16 protein-coding genes are annotated in these 24,014 nt (G+C 51.3%); all 16 read left to right on the top strand.

Annotation, left to right across the window (positions count from 1 at the left end; translation table 11 throughout):
- Nucleotides 1-22 precede the first annotated feature (22 nt).
- The 16 genes from rpsA to ACZ89R_RS09665 all read left to right on the top strand — a co-directional run bounded on the left by rpsA (nucleotide 23) and on the right by ACZ89R_RS09665 (nucleotide 23,817).
- On the top strand, nucleotides 23-1,714 hold the full coding sequence (rpsA, locus tag ACZ89R_RS09740) for a 30S ribosomal protein S1 (protein WP_007899744.1): 1,692 nt from the start codon (nucleotides 23-25) through the stop codon (nucleotides 1,712-1,714).
- A 217-nt stretch (nucleotides 1,715-1,931) separates the two neighbouring features.
- The gene (locus tag ACZ89R_RS09735; protein ID WP_008071618.1) at nucleotides 1,932-2,210 is read left to right on the top strand and encodes a hypothetical protein; all 279 of its coding nucleotides are present in this window, start codon (nucleotides 1,932-1,934) and stop codon (nucleotides 2,208-2,210) included.
- A 150-nt stretch (nucleotides 2,211-2,360) separates the two neighbouring features.
- Complete coding sequence (ihfB, locus tag ACZ89R_RS09730) at nucleotides 2,361-2,657, top strand: integration host factor subunit beta (protein WP_007899751.1); 297 nt, start codon at nucleotides 2,361-2,363, stop codon at nucleotides 2,655-2,657.
- A gap of 27 nt (nucleotides 2,658-2,684) precedes the next feature.
- Nucleotides 2,685-2,924: a LapA family protein gene (locus tag ACZ89R_RS09725; RefSeq protein ID WP_218397609.1), complete on the top strand. Its 240-nt coding sequence runs from the start codon at nucleotides 2,685-2,687 to the stop codon at nucleotides 2,922-2,924.
- A gap of 225 nt (nucleotides 2,925-3,149) precedes the next feature.
- A complete protein-coding gene (gene rfbB, locus ACZ89R_RS09720; protein WP_218397607.1) occupies nucleotides 3,150-4,226 on the top strand; it encodes a dTDP-glucose 4,6-dehydratase in 1,077 nt (358 codons plus the stop codon).
- Nucleotides 4,223-5,116 carry a dTDP-4-dehydrorhamnose reductase gene (rfbD, locus tag ACZ89R_RS09715; protein ID WP_429545920.1) on the top strand — a complete coding sequence of 298 codons (894 nt, stop codon included), beginning with the start codon at nucleotides 4,223-4,225 and terminating at the stop codon, nucleotides 5,114-5,116. The genes rfbB and rfbD overlap by 4 nt, the downstream gene beginning before the upstream one ends.
- On the top strand, nucleotides 5,113-6,003 hold the full coding sequence (rfbA, locus tag ACZ89R_RS09710) for a glucose-1-phosphate thymidylyltransferase RfbA (RefSeq protein ID WP_429545921.1): 891 nt from the start codon (nucleotides 5,113-5,115) through the stop codon (nucleotides 6,001-6,003). Before rfbD ends, rfbA begins: the two co-directional genes overlap by 4 nt.
- Nucleotides 6,004-6,059: 56 nt before the next feature.
- Nucleotides 6,060-6,983 (top strand): glycosyltransferase, encoded by a 924-nt coding sequence (locus ACZ89R_RS09705; protein ID WP_429545922.1) that lies wholly within the window; start codon nucleotides 6,060-6,062, stop codon nucleotides 6,981-6,983.
- Nucleotides 6,980-7,942: a UDP-glucose 4-epimerase family protein gene (locus ACZ89R_RS09700; RefSeq protein ID WP_429545923.1), complete on the top strand. Its 963-nt coding sequence runs from the start codon at nucleotides 6,980-6,982 to the stop codon at nucleotides 7,940-7,942. The genes ACZ89R_RS09705 and ACZ89R_RS09700 overlap by 4 nt, the downstream gene beginning before the upstream one ends.
- Complete coding sequence (locus ACZ89R_RS09695) at nucleotides 7,939-8,958, top strand: MraY family glycosyltransferase (protein ID WP_429545924.1); 1,020 nt, start codon at nucleotides 7,939-7,941, stop codon at nucleotides 8,956-8,958. Before ACZ89R_RS09700 ends, ACZ89R_RS09695 begins: the two co-directional genes overlap by 4 nt.
- A 375-nt stretch (nucleotides 8,959-9,333) precedes the next feature.
- On the top strand, nucleotides 9,334-10,122 hold the full coding sequence (locus ACZ89R_RS09690) for an ABC transporter permease (RefSeq protein WP_218397596.1): 789 nt from the start codon (nucleotides 9,334-9,336) through the stop codon (nucleotides 10,120-10,122).
- Nucleotides 10,122-11,381 carry an ABC transporter ATP-binding protein gene (locus tag ACZ89R_RS09685; protein ID WP_429544040.1) on the top strand — a complete coding sequence of 420 codons (1,260 nt, stop codon included), beginning with the start codon at nucleotides 10,122-10,124 and terminating at the stop codon, nucleotides 11,379-11,381. The genes ACZ89R_RS09690 and ACZ89R_RS09685 overlap by 1 nt, the downstream gene beginning before the upstream one ends.
- Nucleotides 11,382-11,385: 4 nt before the next feature.
- On the top strand, nucleotides 11,386-15,117 hold the full coding sequence (locus ACZ89R_RS09680) for a glycosyltransferase (protein ID WP_429545925.1): 3,732 nt from the start codon (nucleotides 11,386-11,388) through the stop codon (nucleotides 15,115-15,117).
- A gap of 1,007 nt (nucleotides 15,118-16,124) precedes the next feature.
- Nucleotides 16,125-16,943 (top strand): ABC transporter permease, encoded by an 819-nt coding sequence (locus ACZ89R_RS09675; protein WP_218397591.1) that lies wholly within the window; start codon nucleotides 16,125-16,127, stop codon nucleotides 16,941-16,943.
- The gene (locus ACZ89R_RS09670; protein ID WP_429545926.1) at nucleotides 16,933-18,303 is read left to right on the top strand and encodes an ABC transporter ATP-binding protein; all 1,371 of its coding nucleotides are present in this window, start codon (nucleotides 16,933-16,935) and stop codon (nucleotides 18,301-18,303) included. Before ACZ89R_RS09675 ends, ACZ89R_RS09670 begins: the two co-directional genes overlap by 11 nt.
- Nucleotides 18,304-18,462: 159 nt before the next feature.
- Nucleotides 18,463-23,817: a glycoside hydrolase family 99-like domain-containing protein gene (locus ACZ89R_RS09665; RefSeq protein WP_429545927.1), complete on the top strand. Its 5,355-nt coding sequence runs from the start codon at nucleotides 18,463-18,465 to the stop codon at nucleotides 23,815-23,817.
- Nucleotides 23,818-24,014: the final 197 nt, after the last annotated feature.

The raw sequence follows: 24,014 nt of genomic DNA, 5'->3' as shown, positions 1-24,014 counted from the left end.
GCCCTTATCAACAGGAATTAAAATGAGCGAAAGCTTTGCGGAACTCTTTGAAGAAAGCCTAAAAACCCTGAACCTTCAGGCAGGCTCCATCATCACCGGTGTTATCGTTGATATCGATTACCAGGCTCGCTGGGTAACCGTTCACGCTGGCCTGAAGTCTGAAGCACTCATCCCGCTTGAGCAGTTCTACAACGATGCTGGCGAGCTGAACATCAACGTCGGTGACGAAGTTCACGTTGCTCTGGACTCGGTTGAAGACGGCTTCGGTGAAACCAAGCTGTCCCGTGAAAAAGCCAAGCGCGCTGAATGCTGGATTGTTCTGGAAGCAGCCTTCGCAGCCGAAGAAGTGGTCAAGGGCGTTATCAACGGTAAGGTTAAAGGCGGCTTCACTGTCGACGTTAACGGCATCCGTGCGTTCCTGCCAGGTTCTCTGGTTGACGTCCGTCCAGTGCGCGACACCACGCACCTGGAAGGCAAAGAGCTGGAATTCAAGGTCATCAAACTCGACCAGAAACGCAACAACGTTGTCGTTTCCCGTCGCAGCGTCCTCGAAGCCGAGAACTCCGCCGAGCGTGAAGCTCTGCTGGAATCCCTGCAGGAAGGCCAACAAGTCAAAGGTATCGTCAAGAACCTCACCGATTACGGCGCATTCGTCGATCTGGGTGGCGTCGATGGCCTGCTGCACATTACCGACATGGCTTGGAAGCGTATCAAGCATCCTTCCGAAATCGTCAACGTTGGCGACGAGATCGATGTCAAGGTTCTGAAGTACGATCGCGAACGCAATCGTGTTTCCCTGGGCCTCAAGCAACTGGGCGAAGATCCATGGGTTGCTATCAAAGCCCGTTACCCAGAAAGCACTCGCGTTACCGCTCGTGTAACCAACCTGACCGACTACGGCTGCTTCGCTGAGCTGGAAGAAGGCGTTGAAGGCCTGGTACACGTTTCCGAAATGGACTGGACCAACAAGAACATCCACCCTTCGAAAGTCGTACAAGTCGGCGACGAAGTGGAAGTCATGGTTCTGGACATCGACGAAGAGCGTCGTCGTATCTCCCTCGGCATCAAGCAGTGCAAATCTAACCCATGGGAAGATTTCTCTGGCCAGTTCAACAAGGGCGATAAAATCTCCGGCACCATCAAGTCGATCACCGATTTCGGTATCTTCATTGGTCTGGACGGCGGCATCGACGGTCTGGTTCACCTGTCCGACATCTCCTGGAACGAAGTGGGCGAAGAAGCTGTTCGCCGCTTCAAGAAGGGCGACGAGCTGGACACCGTTATCCTGTCGGTTGACCCAGAGCGCGAGCGCATCTCCCTGGGTATCAAGCAACTGGAAAGCGATCCGTTCTCCGAGTACGTTCAAGAGAACGACAAAGGCGCCATCGTTAAAGGCATCGTGAAAGAAGTTGACGCTAAAGGCGCCATCATCACTCTGGCCGACGATATCGAAGCGACTCTGAAAGCCTCCGAAATCAGCCGTGACCGCGTTGAAGACGCGCGTAACGTTCTGAAAGAAGGCCAGGAAGTAGAAGCCAAGATCATCAGCGTTGACCGCAAGAGCCGCGTAATCCAGCTCTCCATCAAGTCGAAAGACGATGCTGAAGAGAAAGAAGCCATCCAAAGCTTGAAAGACAAGCCTTCGGATAGCATCGCTGCTGGTCCTACCACTCTGGGCGACCTGTTGCGTGCACAAATGGAAAAACAGAACTAAGTTCTGTCGGATCATAAAAAAGGGCGACTTCGGTCGCCCTTTTTTGTGTCTGCGATTTGGTTAATCCCAAGGAGGGCTGACACCACCGCTTTTCTTTCGTGAAACCAATGATCTACACAAGTTGTCTGTAACTTCATACAGGTCAATCGTCTATTCAAGGCTAGGCTTAGTCTGAAGTGAACGACCGCTGGGCATTGCACCCGGCATAAGGAAGCGAATGAACAAGCTCATTGTCGTGATAGCAGTACTGACATTGGCAGGTTGTACCACCAGCGCCAAGACTCATGCGGTACGCGGAGTCAGTGGCATAGAGATCGATTGTTCCGGGTTGGGTTCCGGATGGGAAAAGTGCCACAAGCGAGCTGCAAAGGAATGCAAGGGCGCAGGTTATAAAGTCGTCGTCAGGTCCGATGATGCCAAGGAAGAGGATGTATTCCCTTTCGGCTTCAATCCCGCGGGTTATCTGACGCGCACCATGCTGGTTATCTGTAGATGAATGCCGGGTTAGAGCAATGTTCCGATGTTCTTAAATCGGGCACCTCATTACGAGGAAAGATATGTCAAAACTCAGGCTGTTCAAATTTCTCCGGGCATGCTAAAACCTTTGAAGCGCTTTTCCTAGCTGCTTGAAAAAGAAGGGAAAAATATGACGAAGTCGGAGTTGATCGAACGAATTGTCACCCATCAAGGGCTGCTCTCATCCAAGGATGTGGAGCTGGCCATCAAGACCATGCTTGAGCAAATGTCCCAGTGTCTGGCCACCGGTGATCGAATCGAGATCCGTGGGTTTGGCAGCTTCTCCTTGCACTATCGCGCACCGCGCGTAGGCCGCAATCCTAAAACCGGTCAGTCCGTCAGCCTCGACGGCAAGTTCGTTCCGCATTTCAAGCCAGGCAAAGAACTGCGCGATCGCGTGAACGAGGAAGAGGAGGAGGGGCTTTGACAACTGCTGCACTTCAAGGAATCGCTGATGCGTAATCTCAAGCGTGTACTTCTCGCTATAGTTGTCCTGTTGCTCGTTCTCGCGATCCTGGCGTTCGTACTTGAGAACCAGCAAAGCGTGTCACTGCTATTCCTGGGCTGGGCGGGTCCACAGTTGCCAGTGTCGCTGATCATGGTGATTGCGTTGCTGATTGGTATGGTGATCGGGCCCATTCTTGGCTGGTTGCTAGGGCGTGCGTCAAGAACCTCACGTAAGCGCCTTGTCTGATTGCGACAAGCACCTTGTGCTTGTCGAATTGTGTCTCAGCTTGTGCATATCCATTAGTAAAACCTTCATTAAGCTGTAAAATGCTGCCCTTGGCCGGTTTGGTGTTCCCGCATCGGTTCAGACTGACTCTGTCAGAAGCCACAGCTGACTTGATGGCTTTTGCATTCATGGATTAGACAGTGCGCGGTTGGCGGCCCTGTCAGCAACTTAAGGGTAAGGTTTCGCGTGAAAATTCTAGTAACCGGCGGCGCCGGGTTTATCGGCTCGGCAGTCATTCGTCATATCATCTCCAACACTAACGACTCGGTCGTTAACGTCGATAAGCTGACTTATGCCGGTAACCTTGAGTCGCTGGCCGAAGTCAGCCAGAACTCGCGTTACGTGTTCGAGCGCGTCGACATCTGCGACCGTAATGAAGTGGACCGTGTCCTGCGTGAACACCAACCAGATGCCATCATGCACCTGGCCGCAGAGTCCCACGTTGACCGCTCGATCTCCGGTCCGTCTGAATTCATCCAGACCAACATCATCGGCACCTACACCTTGCTGGAAGCTGCACGGCACTATTGGGCTGCACTGGATGGGGCGCGTAAAACCAATTTCCGCTTCCACCATATCTCCACCGACGAAGTCTACGGAGACCTCGAAGGTCCGGAAGACCTCTTCACCGAAACCACGCCATATCAGCCAAGCTCGCCATATTCGGCCAGCAAGGCCAGTTCCGATCACCTGGTTCGCGCCTGGGCTCGTACTTACGGTCTACCGACGCTGGTCACCAATTGCTCGAACAACTACGGCCCTTGCCACTTCCCAGAGAAATTGATCCCGCTGATCATTCTCAACGCACTGGAAGGCAAGCCGTTGCCGGTCTACGGCAAAGGCAACCAGGTCCGTGACTGGCTCTACGTCGAAGACCACGCCCGTGCACTGTACAAAGTCGTGACCGAAGGCGTGATCGGCGAGACCTACAACATCGGCGGCCATAACGAAAAGCAAAACATCGAAGTGGTGCATACACTTTGCGCACTGCTCGACGAACTGCGTCCGGATTCCGCGCATCGTCCACACGCCAGCCTGATCACCTACGTTCAGGATCGCCCGGGCCACGACCAGCGCTATGCCATCGACGCCAGCAAAATCCAGCGCGAGCTGGGCTGGACGCCGGAAGAAACCTTTGAAACAGGTATCCGCAAGACCGTCGAGTGGTACCTGAACAACACTGAATGGGTAGCTCACGTGAAGAGCGGCAGCTACCAGCAATGGATTGACCAGAACTACACGGATCGTTCGGACAAAGCATGAAAATCCTCCTGTTGGGAAAAAACGGCCAAGTCGGCTGGGAGCTTCAGCGCTCCCTTGCACCACTTGGCGAGTTGATCGCCCTCGATCGTCACCCGGTCGATGGTTTGAGCGGCGACCTGTCCGACCTCGATGCATTGCGCGCGACGATTCGTAAGGTCAAGCCGGATATCATCGTCAACGCAGCGGCCTATACCGCGGTCGATAAAGCCGAATCCGAGACCGAACTGGCCGATCGTGTGAACGGTCAAGCCAGCCAAGTCATGGCTGAAGAAGCCGCATCCCTGGGTGCCTGGCTGATTCACTACTCGACCGACTATGTGTTCAGCGGTGAAGGCCTGACGCCGTGGCAAGAGACGGATGCCGTCGCCCCGGTGAATCACTACGGCGCCAGCAAACTGGCCGGCGAGCAAGCGATCATTGCCTCGGGCTGCAAGCACCTGATCTTCCGCACCAGCTGGGTCTATGGCGCTCGCGGCAATAACTTCGCCAAGACCATGTTGCGCCTGGCCAAGGACCGCGACACCCTGAGCGTCATCGCCGACCAGATCGGTGCCCCGACCGGCGCAGATTTGATCGCCGATGTAACGGCGCTGGCCATTCAGCAGGTCCAGCTACGCCCTGAACTGGCGGGCCTGTATCATCTGGCGGCCAGTGGTGAAGTGTCCTGGCACGGCTATGCCTGCCATGTGATCGGTTTTGCCAAAGCCAACGGTGAAGAACTCGCTGTCACGGCGATCAATCCGATCGACACAACCGCCTACCCAACACCGGCGCGCCGCCCTCTGAACTCACGGTTGAACACTCAGAAGCTGCGCGACAATTTTTCTCTGCACTTGCCGGATTGGCAAAGTGGCGTCACCCGAATGCTTATGGAAGTTCTGAATAAATGACCACGACAAATCGTAAAGGCATCATCCTCGCTGGCGGCTCGGGCACTCGCCTGCACCCGTTGACCCTTGGTGTGTCCAAGCAGATGCTGCCGATCTACGACAAGCCGATGATTTTTTATCCGCTGTCGGTGCTGATGCTCGCGGGTATGCGCGAAATCCTGATTATCTCCACCCCTGAAGATCTGCCATCGTTCCAGAAATTGCTAGGTGACGGCAGTCTGTACGGCATCAAGCTGACCTACGCCGAGCAACCTAACCCGGACGGCCTGGCACAAGCCTTCATCATCGGCGAAGAGTTCATCGGTAAGGACCCTTGCTGCCTGATCCTGGGCGACAACATCTTCTACGGTCAGCACTTCTCGGAAAACCTGCGCTCCGCCAGCACTCAAGAGCATGGCGCGACTGTATTTGGTTACCACGTGTCGGACCCGGAGCGTTTCGGTGTCGTCGAGTTCGACGCTGCCGGCCGCGCCTTGAGCATTGAAGAGAAGCCGCTGAAGCCAAAATCCAGCTATGCGGTAACTGGCCTGTACTTCTACGACAACCAAGTCGTGGAAATCGCTAAGAGCATCAAGCCATCCCCACGTGGCGAGCTGGAAATCACGGACGTTAACCGTGCGTACCTTGAGCAGAAGACCCTCAGCGTCGAAATGCTCGGCCGTGGCTTCGCCTGGCTGGATACCGGTACCCATGATTCGCTGCTGGAAGCCAGTCACTTCGTGCACACCATCGAGCAGCGCCAAGGCCTGAAAGTGGCGTGTCTCGAAGAGATCGCCTACCACAATGGCTGGATTACTGCTGAGCAGTTGGGTACTCAGGCTGATGCTCTGAAGAAGACTGGCTACGGTCAGTACCTGCAGAAACTCCTGGACTCGCCTTCTCACTGATTCGAAAGCTTGATTCTTTCGAACAGTAGCGTTTAACCAGTGTGGGCAGGAATGGCATGCCAGTAAAACATCCCAAGGTTGCGGTTTTGCTGGCTGCCTACAATGGCATGCAGTGGATCGAGGAGCAGTTGGCCTCGATCCTTGCACAGTCAGCTGTCGACGTAACCGTTTATATCAGTATTGATCCTTCTACGGATGGAACTGAAGTCTGGTGTGCTGAGTTCGCTAATTGCCATCAAGGCATTGTTCTGTTGCCCGCAGCCGGTAGTTTCGGCGGCGCCTCGCGCAACTTCTTCAGGCTTATCCGCGATGTCGACTTTGACGGGTATGACCTCATCGCTTTCTCCGATCAGGATGATGTTTGGCATACTGACAAGCTCAAGCGGGCGAGTGAGGTGATTTGCGCGCGAGAGGTGGATGGCTATTCGAGCAATGTCACAGCGTTCTGGCAGAATGGCAAGACCCACTTGTTGGACAAGGCGCAGTCACAGGTAACCTGGGATTATCTTTTCGAAGCAGCGGGGCCCGGCTGCACCTATGTTCTGAACAAAAAACTGGCAATGCAACTCAAGACCTCGGTGCTTGCCCATTGGCAAGAACTTCAGGGCGTAAGTCTACATGACTGGTACTTCTATGCATTCGCTCGCAGCCATGGTTTCAAGTGGTTTACCGATCCGGTACCGGCTATGCAATATCGTCAGCACGAAAGTAACCAGGTAGGCGCGAATATCGGGATTGGATCGCTATTCATGCGCTACAAAACCATTCATGACGGTTGGTGGTTTTCGCAGGTACAACTCATCACGGCGCTTGTAGGCAAGGAAACCGATCCTTTTGTACGACGCTGGTTTCGGCTTGGGCGTATACAATTGATGCTGCTTTCGTTCAGTGCCTGGAAGTGTCGGCGGCGGTTGCGGGACAAGCTGTTTTTCTTTCTGATTTGCTGGGCTACCGCAATGATCGGAAAAAAAACCAAATGAAAGGACTGAAAGTTCTAGTGACTGGTGCGTCCGGCTTTGTCGGCGAAGCCGTGGTTTTGAGGCTGTTACTGGACAGGAAGCTCACGCCAGTGGCTGCGGTTCGCGGCTCTTCACGCCTTGGCGGACTTTGCCGAGTCGTGCCATTCAGTCTGGGAAATAACACAAGGCTGCCAGTACTGGACGATGTTCAGGTAGTCATTCACTGTGCCGCGCGGGTGCATGTGATGAATGAGTCTGCGACTGACGCCTTGATGGAGTTTCGTAAGATCAACGTGGATGGCACAGTTAGCCTCGCTCGCAAGGCTGCTGAATCAGGTGTGAAGCGCTTCATTTACATCAGCTCGATCAAGGTGAACGGCGAGAGTACCGTTCCGGGCAACCCCTTCAAATTCGATGATCCTCCGGCACCGATCGATCCTTATGGTATCTCCAAGCTGGAAGCAGAGGACGCACTGCGGCAAATCAGCCTTGATACCGGCATGGAAGTGGTGATTATTCGTCCGCCACTGGTTTATGGTCCGGGAGTAAGGGCTAACTTTTTAAGTATGATGAGTTGGCTGAATAAAAGAGTTCCGCTGCCATTAGGTGCCATAAATAATCGAAGAAGTTTTGTTGCGGTAGATAACCTTGTGGATCTGGTTATCAAGTGTGTCGATCACCCTGAAGCGGCGAATAATACGTTCCTGGTAAGTGATGGCGAAGACCTGTCAACAACGCAGCTATTGCAATGCATTGGCAGGGCATTCGCGAAGCCGGCGCTGTTGATTCCAGTGCCTGTCTGGATGTTGAAGAGTGTTTTGTCGGTGCTCGGAAAAAAGGTGATAGCCCAACGCTTATTCGATTCTCTTGAGGTCGATATCGTCAGAACTCAAACCCTCTTGAGTTGGTCTCCTCCCGTCGCGATGACCAGAGCATTACGTCAGACGGCTGATCACTATCTGGATACTCTAAAAAAATGAATTTCTGTTGGCTGCTCAGTGCAGTATTCATCGTGTCGCTATTTTTGACTTATGTCTTACGGCGTTATGCGTTGGCAAATAGCCTAATCGATATTCCAAATCTACGTAGCTCCCACACTCTGCCTACTCCGCGAGGCGGCGGAGTGGCGATAGTCGTTTCATTTCTGCTCGCATTACCTGTGTTGTATTACCTCGACTTAATAGACCTGTCGGTGTTTGCAGGGCTATTGGGGGCGGGAGCGTTGGTTGCCGCTTTAGGTTTTGCTGATGATCATGGTCACATAGCTGCGCGATGGCGTCTGTTAGGGCATTTCGTTGCCGCGGGTTGGGCATTGTTCTGGTTGGGTGGTGGGCCGCAGATCTCTTTTTTTGGTGTGCTGCTCAACTTGAACTGGTTCGCAACCATTCTGTTCGCAGTCTTTCTGGTCTGGATGCTCAATCTCTACAACTTTATGGATGGTATCGATGGACTGGCCAGCGTTGAGGCCATCTCTGTTTGCTTGTCAGGGTGTCTGGTCTATTGGCTGAGTGGACATCAGGAACTGAGTTGGGTGGTTTGGGTGTTGGCAAGCTCTGTTGCGGGTTTTCTCTGCTGGAACTTTCCCCCTGCGCGAATTTTCATGGGAGATGCCGGCAGCGGTTTTCTCGGGCTGACGGTGGGCTTACTGGCCATTATTGCCGCCACTAAAGTACCCGAGTTGCTTTGGTGCTGGTTGATACTCTTGGGGGTGTTCATTGTCGATGCCACCTGGACGCTGATGCGACGCCTACTGCGTGGCGAAAAAATTTATGAAGCCCATCGCAGCCACGCTTATCAATATGCATCTCGACAATACGGAAATCATAAAACGGTTGTTTATGCTGTCCTGGCAATAAATCTGTTATGGCTCGCGCCGCTAGCGGTTGCTGTCGGAGCCGGTTTGATTCCAGGTGTTGCTGCGCTGATCATTGCATACACTCCGCTGCTCCTGATCGCATACAAATACCAGGCCGGAATGTTGGAGCCGGCAAAGTAATGTCTGCTTTTTTGCAGGTCGATTTTTCTAGGACTTTTCTTACGACCTTTTCAGAATTCTCACATATTTCGCCCATTAAAAGTCCGTATCCTAACGGAACAGATCTCCCTGGTGAGGAGAGCTTATGAGTTGGAGTCATGAGCGGGAGCGCTTGGCCGATGCAGGCTTACCCTGCGGTAAAATTCTGGTTTTTCGGGCTACAGTGATAGGGTGTCCCGCTCAGTTGTGCAGGGAATAGGGATAACGGTCGAGTGTCAAGCCTGGTCGTTTCTCTGAATCACGGGTTAAAGGAAATAGAAGGCTACTGCTTGTCTGTAGGCCTTTCGATTGTTGGCTGATGACCTTGTTGGGTGTCTATCTCGAAGGAATAGTTTGATGCGCATATTCAGAGAGTTTGCACGGGATCGAAGGGTGTTGTTGAGTTTGATAGCCAATGACCTTCGTGCAAGATACCTGACAAATTACCTTGGTGTTTTGTGGGTTTTTATTCAGCCTGTAGCAACTACTGTTATTTTGTGGTTCGTATTTCAGTTTGGATTCAAGGCGGCGGCTCAAAACGATTTTCCGTTTGTCTTGTGGTTGGTTTGTGGCCTGGTGCCTTGGTTCTTTATCGTCGAGGCATTGAACTCAGGATGCTCGTCGATAAAAGAAAACAGTTTTCTGGTAAAGAAGATAGTGTTTAGGGTTTCATTGCTGCCGTTGGTGAAGCTGGGTTCGGCGTTGATGGTTCACATTTTTTTTGTTTGCATACTGATTCTTTTGTTTTTGGTTTATGGCTATACGCCAACGATCTACTGGCTTCAAGTCATCTATTATATTGTCTGTTTGTTTGCTTTGTTGTTGGCGATAGCCTGGATCACCAGTTCGGTTGTTATCTTTTTTCCTGATCTTAGTCAGTTGGTTTCCATGGCGGTACAGTTTGGTTTCTGGTTGACTCCCGTTTTCTGGGATATCAACGCCATGCAGAGCAAGGCTGTAAAATATCTTCAATTTAATCCGTTTTCTTATATTGTTGAGGGATTCAGGGATTCACTTATTCGGGGTGTCTGGTTTTGGGATCGTCTGGAGCAAACGATTGTGTTCTGGGTTGTTCTGATTGTTTTCATGCTGGTGGGTTTGCGAACGTTCAAAAAATTAAGACCTCACTTTGCGGATGTTTTGTGATGACTGAAGTGTTGGAGGACGCCATTGTTGTCAGCAATATCGGTAAACTTTATCGACTGTACAACAAGCCTGTTGATAGATTGATTGAGGCATTGTCTTTATTCGGGAAGCGTCGGCATCATGATTTTCATGCTCTCTCGGATGTCTCCTTCACGGTCAAGAAAGGACAGACCGTTGGTATATTAGGAAAGAATGGAGCTGGCAAGAGTACGTTACTCAAGATTTTGACCGGTGTTCTCACGCCGACAAGTGGTGACGTTAAAGTATCTGGCCGGGTAGCCTCGTTATTGGAGTTGGGGGCTGGCTTCAATCCCGATTATACCGGGATGGAGAACATCTACTTCCAAGGCACCTTGATGGGCTACAGTCACGCGGAAATGCAACTGCGTGTTTCGGCAATCACGGAATTTGCAGATATTGGCGAATTTATCAATCAGCCTGTTCGAATGTACAGTAGTGGCATGTTTGCGCGGCTGGCCTTTTCTGTCGCAATTAATGTTGATCCCGATGTGCTTATTGTTGATGAAGCGCTGAGTGTAGGGGATGCAGGGTTCCAGCTTAAGTGTATGCTTAGAATGAAGTATATGCAGGAGCGCGGTACGACTATACTTTTTGTTTCTCATGATACTCAGTCAGTTATTCGGTTTTGCCAAGCAGTTATTGTAATGCAGGCCGGTCGCATCATTGATTACAGTGCCGACGTTTTGGCGGCCACCAAGAATTATGAAAAAAATATCCGTAATGCAGGTCCATCGCCAATGGGGCTTGCTGAGGAGCTGCATGTTGATGTTTCTTACGAGAAAGAGTTGGGTGATATTTCAGAAGTGAGATTTGGCTCCGGAGAAGCAAAAATCAATGCGGTTGATTTTCTTGATGCCGCGGGAGTCCCAACGAATCATTTCGAACCTATGGATGAAGTTATAATGAATTGCTATATCCAGTCTCGGGCTGAGTTTAGCAATGTTGTGATTGGTTATTCGTTACGAAACGCTAAAGGTGTCGACGTGGCGGGTGATAATACTCTTTTGGCTGGCGGTGAAATAAGCTTCGAGGAAGGGGCGTATAAGGTTAGCTTTTCCTATTCGCTGAATGTCGCGCCCGGTGAGTACTTTCTGTATATCGGTATGGCCAGTCTCGATGGTGAGCGTGTTGAGTTGGATCAGCGTTGGCCCTTGAGAAAAATGAGTGTGTCTGGTGGACGTCAGGCTGTAGGCGTGGCTTATTGTCCGTCAACCGTAAACGTTGTGAAGGTTGCTTAAAGCTATGCTGAAGATTGGTAACGCACTCATTTCCGAAACGGTAAAGTTTTATGTTGATGATACAGCAACTTGTATTATCGCCGACGACGTGCAGATTCGCGACAATGTCGTTATTGAGTGCGGGGCAGGCGGTTTTTTGAGTATCTCATCCGGTACCGTGGTCAACTACGGGGCGTGGATCAACGGAAGTGGAAAGGTAACTATCGGCGCGAATGTGTTGATCGCTCCTAATGTTTCCATAACTTCTTCTACCCATCGTTATGATCGCAAAATATCTATCAAGGATCAGGGTCTGAAGTTGGCCGAGGTGATTATTGAAGATGATGCCTGGATTGGTGCAAATACCTCAGTTCTGGCGGGAGCGGTAGTGGGTAAGGGAGTAGTAGTCGCAGCGAACTCGGTTGTAAAATTTAATATTGAGCCGCAAAGCATTGCCGCGGGCAGTCCTGCGGTGCGGGTGGCGCAGCGAAAATTCAAGAAAGTTGTGTTCTACACGCTGCCCCTGGTTTTAAGAGGGCGGCCGACGTTGTTCAGCAGTATTGTCGATGTGTATTTGCCGTTGGCGAACAAATTTGCCAGTGAAGGCTGGGAATGCATATTTGTTGGCTCTGACGAACTGAAAAACGAGTACGGTGTATTTGCTCATCAATGGGTAAGTCCAGCGACATTTTCGTGTGTTTACCCCAATGGACCTGACGTTGATTGGCTGGGCGACTGGACAGCAATACTCAAGAAGGAGGCGGTTCCTTATCACGATGATTTTGTTCGCCGCATGGTAAGTGAGCTAGATCCAGATCTCGTTTTTTGTTGGAATTACGACGGTTCGCTGGACAGGATTTGTTCATCTCATACGATCCCTCTGATTTTTAATGAGCTGGGCATGTTACGAGAACCTAATGCCATGGGTTATTACTCGGATCCGCAGGGCGTGAATGCTCGAAGTGCCTTCAGGACGGAGTTTGCTGCCTATCTGGAGAGGGTGCAGACCTACGACAATAGTGGAAGTGTTGACCGGTTAAAGGCACTGGAGGACCGTTATAAGTACCAGGGGGGCGTCAGGGAGCCCAATGCTCTGGTTCTGCTGCAGGTTCAGGATGACTCCAATGTAATCATGGGGTCTCCCTATTCGAGCATGGCTGAGTATGTTCAGCATGTATCGGATGTTATCTCGGGATCAGGCTTAAAAATCATCGTCAAACCGCATCCGTTGGACTCTATTCCACCGCTGCCGGAACATGTCTTCGTCGCCGGTAAAGAGGATAATATTTCTGATTTGATCTCCGCCGCGGATGTTGTCTTTACCCTCAACTCTTCTGCTGGTTTTGAGGCCGCTCTGGCCGGCAAGCCTGTTTACGTCCTGGGACTGGCTCCCTATTCAGGGTTGGGGTTGACTATCGATGTTCGGGAGCCCGCAGATTTGATTTCTGTTTGGCAGGCTCACCAAACAGATAGTGTGTGTTCGTCAGTGCTCAGAGCTTCCATTCTGGACTTTGCCGAGACGCAATACTTTCTTTCTGCTGCTCAGTTCTGCGAGCCGTCAGTTCATCTTGCTCGATTGAGGCATGCCAGTGAGCCGGGTTTTGAAAGAAACCTCTTCGATCCTGATTTGGAAAGTTATCGCCAACAATCTTATATTTCATGGCTTGAATCAAAGAATAAAGAAATTAATGCCGATCTGGCATTGTTGAATCAAGAGCTCTTTCAGGTGAAAGGCCAGCTTTTTGAAGTCGAGGCGCAACTTGATGCCTTGCAGGCGACTGGTTCCAAGCTTGGGAATTCAGAAGAAAAAAATTCGTTTTTTAAGGGTGAAGTATTCAGTATGGGGCATTCCATAATATCATTTGTAAAGCGCTGCCTCGCGGGGCTGCGTCGACTTGTGTCGAGTCCGAAGGCGGTCCTTCGGCCGCTTTATCAAAAGTTTCCTTTTTTGGCGAGTATTCGTGTTCGGATAGGTCTTTACTCGAAATCATTACGTGCGAAGCTTATTTCCGTTATATATTCAAAAGATAATATCAAGGCGATACAGGTCATTACGGATCGTCGTTTTTCTCATGTTTTGGTAGCGCCGACAGTCTCTGCTCAACCTGTCGTTGATATTTCAATCGTTACCTATAATAGCGTCAAGTGGGTCGATGGTTTTTTTGAGTCGCTGAAATCTCAAAGCTATCCCCTTGGAAAGTTGTACCTCTATTTTGTCGATAATGGCTCTAGCGATAGTACAGTCGAAGCACTGGAACGCTGGAAAGTATCGCTGGGTGCGGAGTTGGCCGGCTTTGAGGTTTTACGGGGAGATAACGTAGGTTTTGGTGCGGGCCATGACAGGGCGATCGGGCAAGGCGATGCAGAGTATTTTCTGGTCAGTAATATTGATATTACTTTCGCGGGTAACTCCATTGAGAAGATAATTTCCAGCGCTTTGTCTGGCGGTCAGGAAAATGTCGCATCCTGGGAGTTGAGGCAGGCCCCATATGAACATCCGAAATATTATGATCCGGTGACGCTGGAAACCAATTGGTCTTCACATGCGTGCATTTTAATCAGGCGGTCTGCCTACGTTAAGGTCGGCGGGTATGAAAGCCAGATATTCATGTATGGAGAAGATGTCGAGCTTTCTTATCGGTTTAGATCCTATGGCTATCGTCTGAAATATTGTCCTTCAGCAGTCGTTTACCATTACACCTATGAGCATGAGAATCATGTGAAGCCGATTCAGTATGCCGGCAGTACTTTGGCCAATGCTTATATTAGATTGCGTTATGGTAGGCTGACCGACAAGTGGGGCGGTATTGTTCTACAGTTGTTACTGTTTATGCGGCCACAAGCATACCCTGGCTCTCGCCGGGATCTGATGCGTAATATTGCTCAGCTCACAAAGAAAGCGTCTTATTTTCTCGGTGGTAAAGGTCCGGATAAGGATGCTTATTTTCCTTTCAGGGGCTTTGATTATGAACTGATCAGGGACGGCGCTTTCTGGCGCGTGGGTGAACCCTTAGTTGGGCAGCCTTTGGTCACCATCGTGACTCGTACCTATCAGAAGAGGGATGAGTTCCTGAGGCAATCCATCATGTCGGTGTTTAACCAAACATACCGCAATATTGAGTTAATTGTGGTCGAGGACGGTGGCTCGACGATGAAAGCCCTTGTTTCTGAGATGCAATGCACGGAAGGGCGACGTGTTAGCTTCTACGGTCTGGAAAAAGTAGGGCGTTCGGTGACCGGCAACTACGGTCTTGAGGTCGCCAAAGGCAAATACTGTATGTTTCTCGACGACGATGATTTGCTTTTTTCGGATCACGTCGAGGTTCTTGTTGCTGCGTTGTTGAAGAATGACACGGCCGTTGCGGCTTACTCGCTGGCAATGGAGGTCGGTACCGTCACTGATGATACGAATGGGCGTTATACGGAAGTCAGTCATGAGACTCACGACTCCTTCAAACATGAATACGATTACGATGTGCTGCTTGATCATAACTTCATCCCCATTCAGTCCCTTCTTTTCAAGAGAGACCTATATCTGAAGCGGGGCGGTTTCGAGACCGATATGAGTAATCTTGAGGATTGGAATCTTTGGTTGCGTTATGGGTATGAAAATGAGTTCTGTTATGTGCCCAAAACCACATCGTTGTTCAGGACACCCGCAGATCCGAAAATAAGGCTGAATAGGCATAAACAACTACATGAGGCCTATTTTGTTGCCAAGAACCGGGCAATGAAGTCTTGTGAGGATTATGTTTAGTCTAGTTGGCTTGATACATTGCACGTAGAAATGAGCTGCCTTTCAGGCAGCTTTTTTTGGTCGCGGTAGGGGGGGGGCAGGTAACTGCCATCCCTACCGCGACCCTTTTTTTGCTTTTTTTGAGGCGCGTAGGCTGGCTATCTCCGTAGCGTCGGTTGCGATATTCGGTTGCGGTAGGGATGGCAGCTACTTGCCATCCCTACCGCGACCCGATATTCATCTCCAGGCAATCGATGCAGGGGAGAGTTGCTGGCGGTGAAACAGGAGGCACAAGAGTCTAGCGACAGAACATAGTCGTTCATGTCTTCGCCCGTGCTGTTGTGTTTTTTAGACGCTCAAAACCACTCATTTTTACCTCTCGGCAAGGATCCTCTTTCGATCGCGCTGAAGGTCTATCGAAGGTGCTTGAGGGAAGGCGCGAGTAGGATTTTTCGTGTTTCTGTGAGGGTTTGAATGTTATCATCTGACAGAATAATACCCACAGTGTCGTCAGCTTTGGAGGCCTCGCGTTTACCGTGACATTTCACTTTGGCGGCCCTGAGGTCGGCAAAAAATTGACGATTTTCGACATCGCTGGCTGATGTCAAGGTGTCTATTTTTGAAATTTATTGGTTGGGTTTCACTCCTTGGCTTTTTTGCCGGTAAGGTCTTCATCGTCCGTCGCACAGGCCTTTGACGGACTCGCATCGGATAGTCGTTCATGCTTGATTTGCCTCTCTTTTTACTACGGTTGTCGGTACACGCTGCAGGCGAACCGGCCAGTCTGGCTGAGCACTGGCGGCCCACTGTTACTGGCAATACTCGCTGTGCGCTTAAGGAAACACTGCACCAATGAATGGAACTCCCCTTGCTATGTTCGACGTCATGCCGATCGGCCTCAAGTCCTGCACTGAGGAACGAGGTTTCTCCCTTGAAAGCTTCCACGCCACTCCATGGGGTATAGCCCCATCGCTTGCGGCCAATGATGCACGCAGCCATGCACCATTTTCTGCTGAGGTTTTTGCTTGATGCGCCAGTTTTCTGCCAACCCTTTGGAAATGTTCGCCAGCCTGTGGCGCAATACAGCATTAATCAAAGCTTCGACTATTCGGGAAGTACTAGGTCGGTACCGTGGTTCGGCCATGGGCCTGCTTTGGTCGTTTTTCAATCCGCTGCTGATGCTTGCGGTGTACACCTTTGTGTTCAGTGCGGTACTCCGGGCGCGCTGGAGTGTAGACAGTGATTCGAAAACCGAATTCGCACTGATCCTGTTTGCCGGATTGATCATTTTCAATCTATTTTCCGAATGTATTAACCGGGCCCCCGGTCTCATTCTTGGCAAGGTTAATTTTGTCAAGAAGGTGGTGTACCCTCTCGAAATTCTGCCCGTCGTGGTATTGGGGTCTGCGCTGTTCCATGCCGCCATTAGCTTGGGCGTATGGTTTGTCGCCTACGGAATATTTTTCGGAGTGCCGCACGCTACAGCCTTCTACCTGCCGCTGATCGTCATCCCTTTCATCATGTTCATCATGGGGGTTAGCTGGGCATTGGCCTCGTTGGGTGTGTACCTGCGCGACGTTTCGCAATTCATCGGCATTCTGACCACTGTTCTGATGTTCTTGAGTCCTATTTTCTACCCCGCGACGGCACTGCCCGAAGCGTATCGTCATTTGCTCTACCTCAACCCGCTGACACCGGCGATTGAGATGGCGCGCGATGTTCTTTTCTGGGGAAAACTTCCGGACTTTGAAATATTGGGAATCTATTGGGTAGCCACCACCTGCATCGCCTGGTTGGGTTTTGCCTGGTTCCAGAAAACACGTAAGGGATTTGCTGATGTCCTCTGAAGTCGCTATCAAGGTCGAGAACCTTAGCAAGTGCTACGAAATCTATGATCAGCCCCGTGACCGGCTGAAGCAGTTTATCGTGCCTCGCATGCAGGGCGCTTTGCGCATGCAGTCCAGTCAGTTCTATCGCGAGTTCTGGGCTTTGAAGGATGTTTCTTTCGAAGTGAAGAAGGGCGAAACAGTCGGAATTATTGGATGCAACGGCAGCGGTAAATCCACTTTGCTGCAGATGATTTGCGGCACGTTGAACCCGACTACTGGTAGCGTCCAGACTAACGGTCGCATTGCTGCATTGCTGGAGCTGGGCTCGGGCTTTGATCCAGAGTTCACCGGGCGCGATAACGTTTACATGAACGCCGCAGTACTTGGCTTGGCAAAAGAAGAAATCGATCAGCGTTTCGATGAAATTGCCGCCTTTGCCGACATTGGGGACTTTATTGAACAACCGGTAAAAAGCTATTCCAGCGGGATGGTCGTTCGATTGGCATTTGCCGTACAAGCGATGATTGATCCGGATATTTTTATTGTCGATGAAGCGTTAGCAGTCGGCGATGAAAAGTTTCAGCGTAAGTGCTTTGCGCGTATGGAAGAGTTGAAGCGCAACGGTACTTCGATTCTCTTCGTGTCGCACTCGGCGCCCAGCATAATTGAACTATGCGACAGAACGTTGCTGCTCGATCATGGTGTCCGGCTTATGTACGGCGCTGCTCCAGAAGCCGTGCGTGCTTACCAGAAACTGATCTATGCACCGGAAGCAGAGTACAAACGACTCGTTGAGCTGTACACCGAAGCAGATCGTTCGGGAGGGGCTGTCGATACCGATAAGGTCGCGTTATTGCCGGTCGAGACGAAGCAACTCCCCAGCGATGCATTTGATTCGGGACTGGTTCCGGAAACTACCGCGATCTATCCAACCCAGGGTGCCGAGATCAAGAAGATCTCCATTCTGGATGCGGATGGGCATGTAGTAAACGTGCTGCAGGCTGGTAAAACGTATCAGATCGAGGTGGCGGGTCACTTCATGGAGGACTTCGCCGGTACTTATTGGGGTATACACATTCGTAACGTCTCCGGAGCCGTTATTACAGGTCAGCGGTTTCCCGAAGACGGGACCTACTTTGAGCGGGTCAGTGCGGGTAACGCCTTCAATGTGAAATTTTCGTTCCGGATGCATTTGCTGCCAGGGGTCTATTTTGTCGGTGGCGGCGTTTGGTCGACTCAGGAGCCGAGCTGTGCCCACCGAATCATGGACGCAATCATGTTCAGGGTCATTCCGGGTGAAAAATTGAATTCATTCGGGTATGTGGACTTGATGTCGAGCGCACCTCAGTCGGAAATCGGCCGAAAAACCACGATTTAGGGAGTGGGCTGTCGGGGTTCAGATTGCCCCGGCAGCGTTCGGTTTGAAGGCGATGAGGTCGCTCAGGACGGGCACAAGCGGAATGACTTGTGCAGTTAATTTATTAGCTTGGCAGTTTGGTGCTGCATGACAGCACATTCATAGGATCTTTTGACGTATATGCTAAATATTAGTGATTGGCCACCGAGCGACGAAAAGAAAGTATTCAACTATCTCCAGTGGAATAGCTATCGTTCGGAGCAGTACAAGCTGTTCTACGTTAGTACACCAAAAGTTGCATGCACATCTCTCAAATGGTGGTTTGCTTCTTTAGAGGGCTGCTCGAAAGCGCTGAGCAGTATCACTGATAGTGCAGAAAGTAATCCGGATCAGGTTGTTCATGAGCTGCATAAAGTGGCACCACACCTTACCGGTCTTTCTTCGGAAGAGCTTTCTGAGGCGCTGACCTCCGACTCGTACTTCCGATTTGCTGTCGTCAGAAACCCTTACAAGCGAATTTTTTCGGCCTGGCAATCAAAATTGCTGCTGCAAGAGCCGCAGCAGATTGGACCTTATCTTCAGCGGGATTTCTTTCATCAACCGTTGAGAAATTCGGATGACATCGCGTTGGCCTTTGAAGGTTTCCTGGAGCATCTCGCCAGTCAGGAAGCACCTTCCTATTGGGATCAGCACTGGACGCCACAAGCCGTCCTGCTTAGGCCGGATTTGATCAACTACTCCAAGCTGGTCAAGATCGAAGAGTCTGCGCAGCTTAGTAAAGCGCTGTCGGAGCGTTTGGGTGAGTATGTTCCCGATCCTTTTGCCGAGCGTCGAGCGAACGAGAGTCTGATTCCCTATCTGCCAGAGTTCGTGACTGAGCGCAGCGCAAGTTTGATCCGGATTTTGTATGCCGAAGACTTTGATGTTTTTGGGTATGACACGCAGCTACCGCAGTCAAAAGAGACCTTCTCCGAGCAGGAGCTGGAGTTGGCACTGCGGGCAATCAAGCTGATTCGAGGGCGCCATCAGCGCCTGGGTGAGCGTACGCTTCAGATTTCCGCTTTGACGCAAGCGGTTGCCGGGCTTGAGGCGCAAATCGCAAGTTTCAACTTTGCCACGAGCGAGCGTGATGCGCAGATCACCCATCTCAGTCATCTGGTTGTCGAGCGTGATACAGAGATTGCTCAACTCAACCATCGGGTGGTCGATCTGGAGGGGCAGGTCGGCCATCTGAACCTCAATGCCAGTGTTGTCGAGTATGACGAGAAGATCGCAAACCTGACTCATACGCTTGTTGAGCGTGATGGGCAGATCGCTGGCCTGACACAAAGTATCGTAGAGCGTGAAGGTCTGATCAGCAGTCTCCGGCATTCTGTCGTGGAGCTTGAAGCTCAACTGGGTGCATTCGACCATGCCATTATCGAACATGAAGGCGCGATTAACAGTCATACCCAAAACGTCGACGCTCTCAATCGCACGTTGGTTGAGCGCGAAGGGCAGATTTCCCATCTCAATCGCGCAGTGGTTGAGCGTGAAGGGCAGATTTCCCATCTCAATCATGTCGTTGGCGAGCGTGATGGGCAGGTCACCAACCTCAAACACGCCATCATCGAGCGTGAAGGCGAGATTGGTAACCTGAAAAACGAAATCGTGCGCATCGTGCTGGAAAAAGAAGCCGATGTTCATTCGTTGAAGCAGGAACTCAATCAGCTTCTGGATTCGCGCTCCTGGCGGGTCACTTCGCCTTTGCGCGGGGTCGGCCGCATTGCCCGTCGGGCCATTCGGCCGATCAGCGTTCCTTCGCTGGGCAAGATTATTGAAGTCTTGAGGGTACGACGCGATTTCTTTAACAAAGCAACTGTCCAGCTGGTGCGCGATAGCGTTCTGTTTGATGCCGATTATTATCTGACCAGCAACCCAGATGTGCGAGATCAAGGTATTGATCCGCTCAAGCACTACATGCTTCACGGTTGGAGGGAAAGCCGTAATCCTTCTGGCTTGTTCAGTACCTCGAAGTATCTTTTCGATAACCCGGATGTTGCCGCTGCGCGGGTGAACCCGCTGGTCCATTATCTCAAGTGCGGTCAAGTGGAGGGGCGTTCGATCACCTCCCATTCTGCTCCTAAAGTAGTGCAATCGAGTGCGCCGCGCGTGCAATCTGTTGTGGCACCTGAGCCTAAGGCAGTTGAAAAACCTGTGCGTTTGCCTGTTCCCAAGGCTGTAGTTGACGCGCAGGTCGACGTGATCAGAAAGTCCGGTTTTTTCGATGAGGCGTTTTATCTTGCGATGTACACCGAGCTCGATGCGTCTATCGATCCGATCAGACACTATTGCGAAGAGGGTTGGTTCGACGGCCGAAATCCTTCTCCTGACTTTGATACCCTTTCGTACCTGAGCACCTATAAAGATATCAGCAGTGCCGGGGTCAATCCGTTATGGCACTACGTTGTCGCCGGTGCGTCGGAACAGCGGATTGCAGTGCCTGACGCAATCGTTCGTCATGAAAAAGACATTCGATTTGGCGAAGTGGCTAGCGATATCAAACTGCTCGCATTTTACACGTCTCCTGCGTGGGATGCGTTGCGTAACGCCAAACCGGCGTCTAAAGGCAACTCGCAACTGCTGGTTCCTCATGAGGAGTTTGGCTTCTACGACTTGCAGGACTGGAAGGTTCTGGACAAACAGGCGCAGCTTGCAAAGCGTCATGGCGTGTATGGCTTCTGCTTTAAACTGAATGTGGATACCAACGCAGTTCAATCAGCCCAGCCGCTGGATGTATTTATTGCGCATCCAAGTATCGACTTCACGTTCTGCACGCAGACAGATTTGCATCCTGAAGGTCTTAAAGGGTCTTTGGCTGCCGCGCTGTTGCCTGCAGTGTCCGATAAGCGGTGCATACAAATCGACGGTCGTTCGGTGGTTGTGGTCGGGATACCAGGCAACGTGCAGACTGACGCGGATGCGCTTCGTCAGCTGCGCAGTCAACTGGTCGATCTTGGCGTCAATGTCTATCTGATTGGCCAGTTGTCGCAAGCAAGTGGGGGGGGGCTGGACAAGACCCTGGTAGGTCTGTGTGATGCTGTTCTTGATCTTCCAGCTGCTCCCGTGCCGGGAGAAACGGGCGTCTTTGTCCCTCAGCAAAAGAACGGAATTGCTGCCGTTCCATATTCCGTCGTTGCTTCGCAAGGCGTGTTGCGGGCGGAACGTGCTCAGCATCAATCCTCTCCGGTCTATCACGCCATTACACTTGGGCGTGATGAAACCGCGCTGAAGCCAAATTCTCCGCTTGTTTATACGCGTTTTAACGCCAAAGAATATCGTCGTTGGCTCGATGCGGCGATTGCCGGTGTAAGGGCTGCCCACGCTGAAGATCGTCGTCTTGTGTTCGTGAACGCCTGGAACGATTGGTCGCAAGGCCTCTTCCTTGAGCCGGATCGACTGGGCGGCTTCGGTCGTGTGAATGAAACGACTCGCGCACTCCTGGATATCAAGTCGAACACGATCATGCCCAAAGTTTCGGTCATTGTGCCGAATTACAATCACGAGCGTTTCTTGCGTCGTCGATTGGATAGCATCTATGGGCAGACGTATAAGAATATTGAAGTCATTTTGATGGATGACTGTTCGTCCGATCAAAGTCGAGCGGTACTGAGCCAATACGCAGCCGACTTCCCTGACGTGACGGTGAAGTTGTTCAACGAAACCAACTCGGGTGGTGTTTTCCGTCAATGGGCCAAGGGCATCAAGGCAGCGACCGGTGATTTGGTTTGGGTTGCTGAAAGTGATGACTACTGTGATGAGTACTTCCTGGAAGCACTTGTCCGTTGTTTCGACGATGAAGCCGTGATGCTCGCTTATGCTAAATGCGAGTTCGTCAGCAGCGACGAAGTCATTATGGAAGATGAATTCCATAAGTATGTTTACGATCTGGAATGCGCTGAAAAGTGGAGAAGTTCCTACGTAGAGACCGCTCACAACGAAGTGCGCACCGGGTTGGGCATCAAGAACACGATTCCTAACGCCAGTGGCACGCTTTTCAAGCGTCCTACCGATCTACCGCTGCTGGAAGACGAATCGTGGTTGTCGATGCGTGTTGCAGGCGACTGGGTTTTTTACCTTCATATTCTCCGGGGTGGCAAGATTGCCTACTCCACTGAAGGGACAAACTTCTTCCGCCGTTACGAAGGCAGCGCTGCTGAGAGCACCTACAGGAAAGAGATTTTCTATCGTGAACTCGGGATCTCGAGCCAGACCGTGCAGGCGCTGTATAACGTGCCGCTTTCTGTTCTTGAGCGCTGTGAAGAGGGGAGTAAACGACTTTATGACCACTATGTTGGACACTCTAACGAAGAGTTTCTGCGTTGGTACAATAAAGACGCGATCCTGCAGGCTCGCGCGAGTCGAAAACCGAATGTTATGGTTTCGACGATCGGTTTCTATCCTGGCGGAGCCGAGATCCTCCCTATTCGGTTGGCGAACGAGTTCAAGCGTCAAGGGCTTTCGGTATTCCTGCTCAGTGCTGGCCTGACCTTGCGTGAGGATGGTGTGCGCAATATGCTCCGGACTGATGTCCCGCTCGTCGAGACCTCAGAAGTAGACGCAGTGAAGACGATCATCCGCGATTTTGGGGTTGAAGCACTCAACACCCATCAGTGGCACATCCAGCGCTATCCGCTACATGTGCCGGATGTTTTCTCCGAGTTAGGTGCTCATGTCGCGTCCCTGCACGGGATGATTGAGCATGAAGATGCCTTTGGCGTGACTGAGGAGCAGCTTCGTACGGCTGATGACAGCGTGAGCACATGGGTCTATACCGCCGAGAAGAACCTTGTTCCCTTCTCGAATTTTTCGCTGTATGACAAACCGTCCGACCGGTTCGTCAAAGTGCCAAATGGATTACAACCTCCAAAGGTTGTTGCCATTCCACGCGCGCAACTGGATATACCTGAAGATGCCTTTGTACTGTGCTGTGTCAGTCGCGCAATTCCTGACAAGGGATGGGATGAAACTATTGAGGCTGTCGAGCGAGCTCGAGTCATCTCGGGTCGGGATATCCGTCTGATACTGGTCGGGAATGGACCGGTCTACGATGAGTACTGCCGGGCTGGAGTACCTGAGTTCGTCTATCTGGCCGGCTTTAGCGATAACGCCGTCGGTCACTATGCGGCGGCGGACATGGGCATCATGCTGACCAAGTTCAAATCTGAGAGTTTTCCTCTGACGATTGTCGACTGCCTCTTTGCCGGTAAACCGTACATCGCTTCTGACGTGGGTGACATCAGAAACATGCTAACCATAGAAGATGAGATCGCGGGAGAGGTACTCTGTCTGGAGGATTGGGAAGTCCCGATCGAGAAAGCGGCGCAAATCATCGCCGCTTTTGCCAGTGACAAAAATAAACACCAGCATGCCCTGGCATTGGTGAAAGATGTTTCAAGCCGCTATCGGATCGACGCTGTAGCTGCTCAATATGTACGTCTGTTCGAACGAGACATCGAATCGAAGTTAGCGCAATTGGTAAAGCCAGGCATTTGAATGACGATGCCGTCTCGACGCGGCCAGGCGCCTGTTGGTATTTATCAGGCGTATGGCGGTGTTGAGAGGGAGGTTACACAGATCGTGACGTGAAACGCAGAAGCTGCTGGGCGGTAGCGTGTCATTTTCGGTCGAGGCCAGTAGAGAACTTTGTGATGCTGCCTGTCTAACTCTTCGGCGCTTCGGTACCTGTTTGG

Source organism: Pseudomonas sp. TE3728, from assembly GCF_056279145.1.
Note: the sequence above shows the minus strand (reverse complement) of the source record. Positions and strands in the feature narration are given on the sequence as shown.

Bases quoted from the DNA above. Each gene is read 5' to 3' on its own strand.
- rpsA (WP_007899744.1), top strand. From the start codon at position 23: ATGAGCGAAAGCTTTGCGGAACTCTTTGAAGAAAGCCTAAAAACCCTG.
- ACZ89R_RS09735 (WP_008071618.1), top strand. From the start codon at position 1,932: ATGAACAAGCTCATTGTCGTGATAGCAGTACTGACATTGGCAGGTTGT.
- ihfB (WP_007899751.1), top strand. From the start codon at position 2,361: ATGACGAAGTCGGAGTTGATCGAACGAATTGTCACCCATCAAGGGCTG.
- ACZ89R_RS09725 (WP_218397609.1), top strand. From the start codon at position 2,685: ATGCGTAATCTCAAGCGTGTACTTCTCGCTATAGTTGTCCTGTTGCTC.
- rfbD (WP_429545920.1), top strand. From the start codon at position 4,223: ATGAAAATCCTCCTGTTGGGAAAAAACGGCCAAGTCGGCTGGGAGCTT.
- rfbA (WP_429545921.1), top strand. From the start codon at position 5,113: ATGACCACGACAAATCGTAAAGGCATCATCCTCGCTGGCGGCTCGGGC.
- ACZ89R_RS09705 (WP_429545922.1), top strand. From the start codon at position 6,060: ATGCCAGTAAAACATCCCAAGGTTGCGGTTTTGCTGGCTGCCTACAAT.
- ACZ89R_RS09700 (WP_429545923.1), top strand. From the start codon at position 6,980: ATGAAAGGACTGAAAGTTCTAGTGACTGGTGCGTCCGGCTTTGTCGGC.
- ACZ89R_RS09695 (WP_429545924.1), top strand. From the start codon at position 7,939: ATGAATTTCTGTTGGCTGCTCAGTGCAGTATTCATCGTGTCGCTATTT.
- ACZ89R_RS09690 (WP_218397596.1), top strand. From the start codon at position 9,334: ATGCGCATATTCAGAGAGTTTGCACGGGATCGAAGGGTGTTGTTGAGT.
- ACZ89R_RS09685 (WP_429544040.1), top strand. From the start codon at position 10,122: ATGACTGAAGTGTTGGAGGACGCCATTGTTGTCAGCAATATCGGTAAA.
- ACZ89R_RS09680 (WP_429545925.1), top strand. From the start codon at position 11,386: ATGCTGAAGATTGGTAACGCACTCATTTCCGAAACGGTAAAGTTTTAT.
- ACZ89R_RS09675 (WP_218397591.1), top strand. From the start codon at position 16,125: ATGCGCCAGTTTTCTGCCAACCCTTTGGAAATGTTCGCCAGCCTGTGG.
- ACZ89R_RS09670 (WP_429545926.1), top strand. From the start codon at position 16,933: ATGTCCTCTGAAGTCGCTATCAAGGTCGAGAACCTTAGCAAGTGCTAC.
- ACZ89R_RS09665 (WP_429545927.1), top strand. From the start codon at position 18,463: ATGCTAAATATTAGTGATTGGCCACCGAGCGACGAAAAGAAAGTATTC.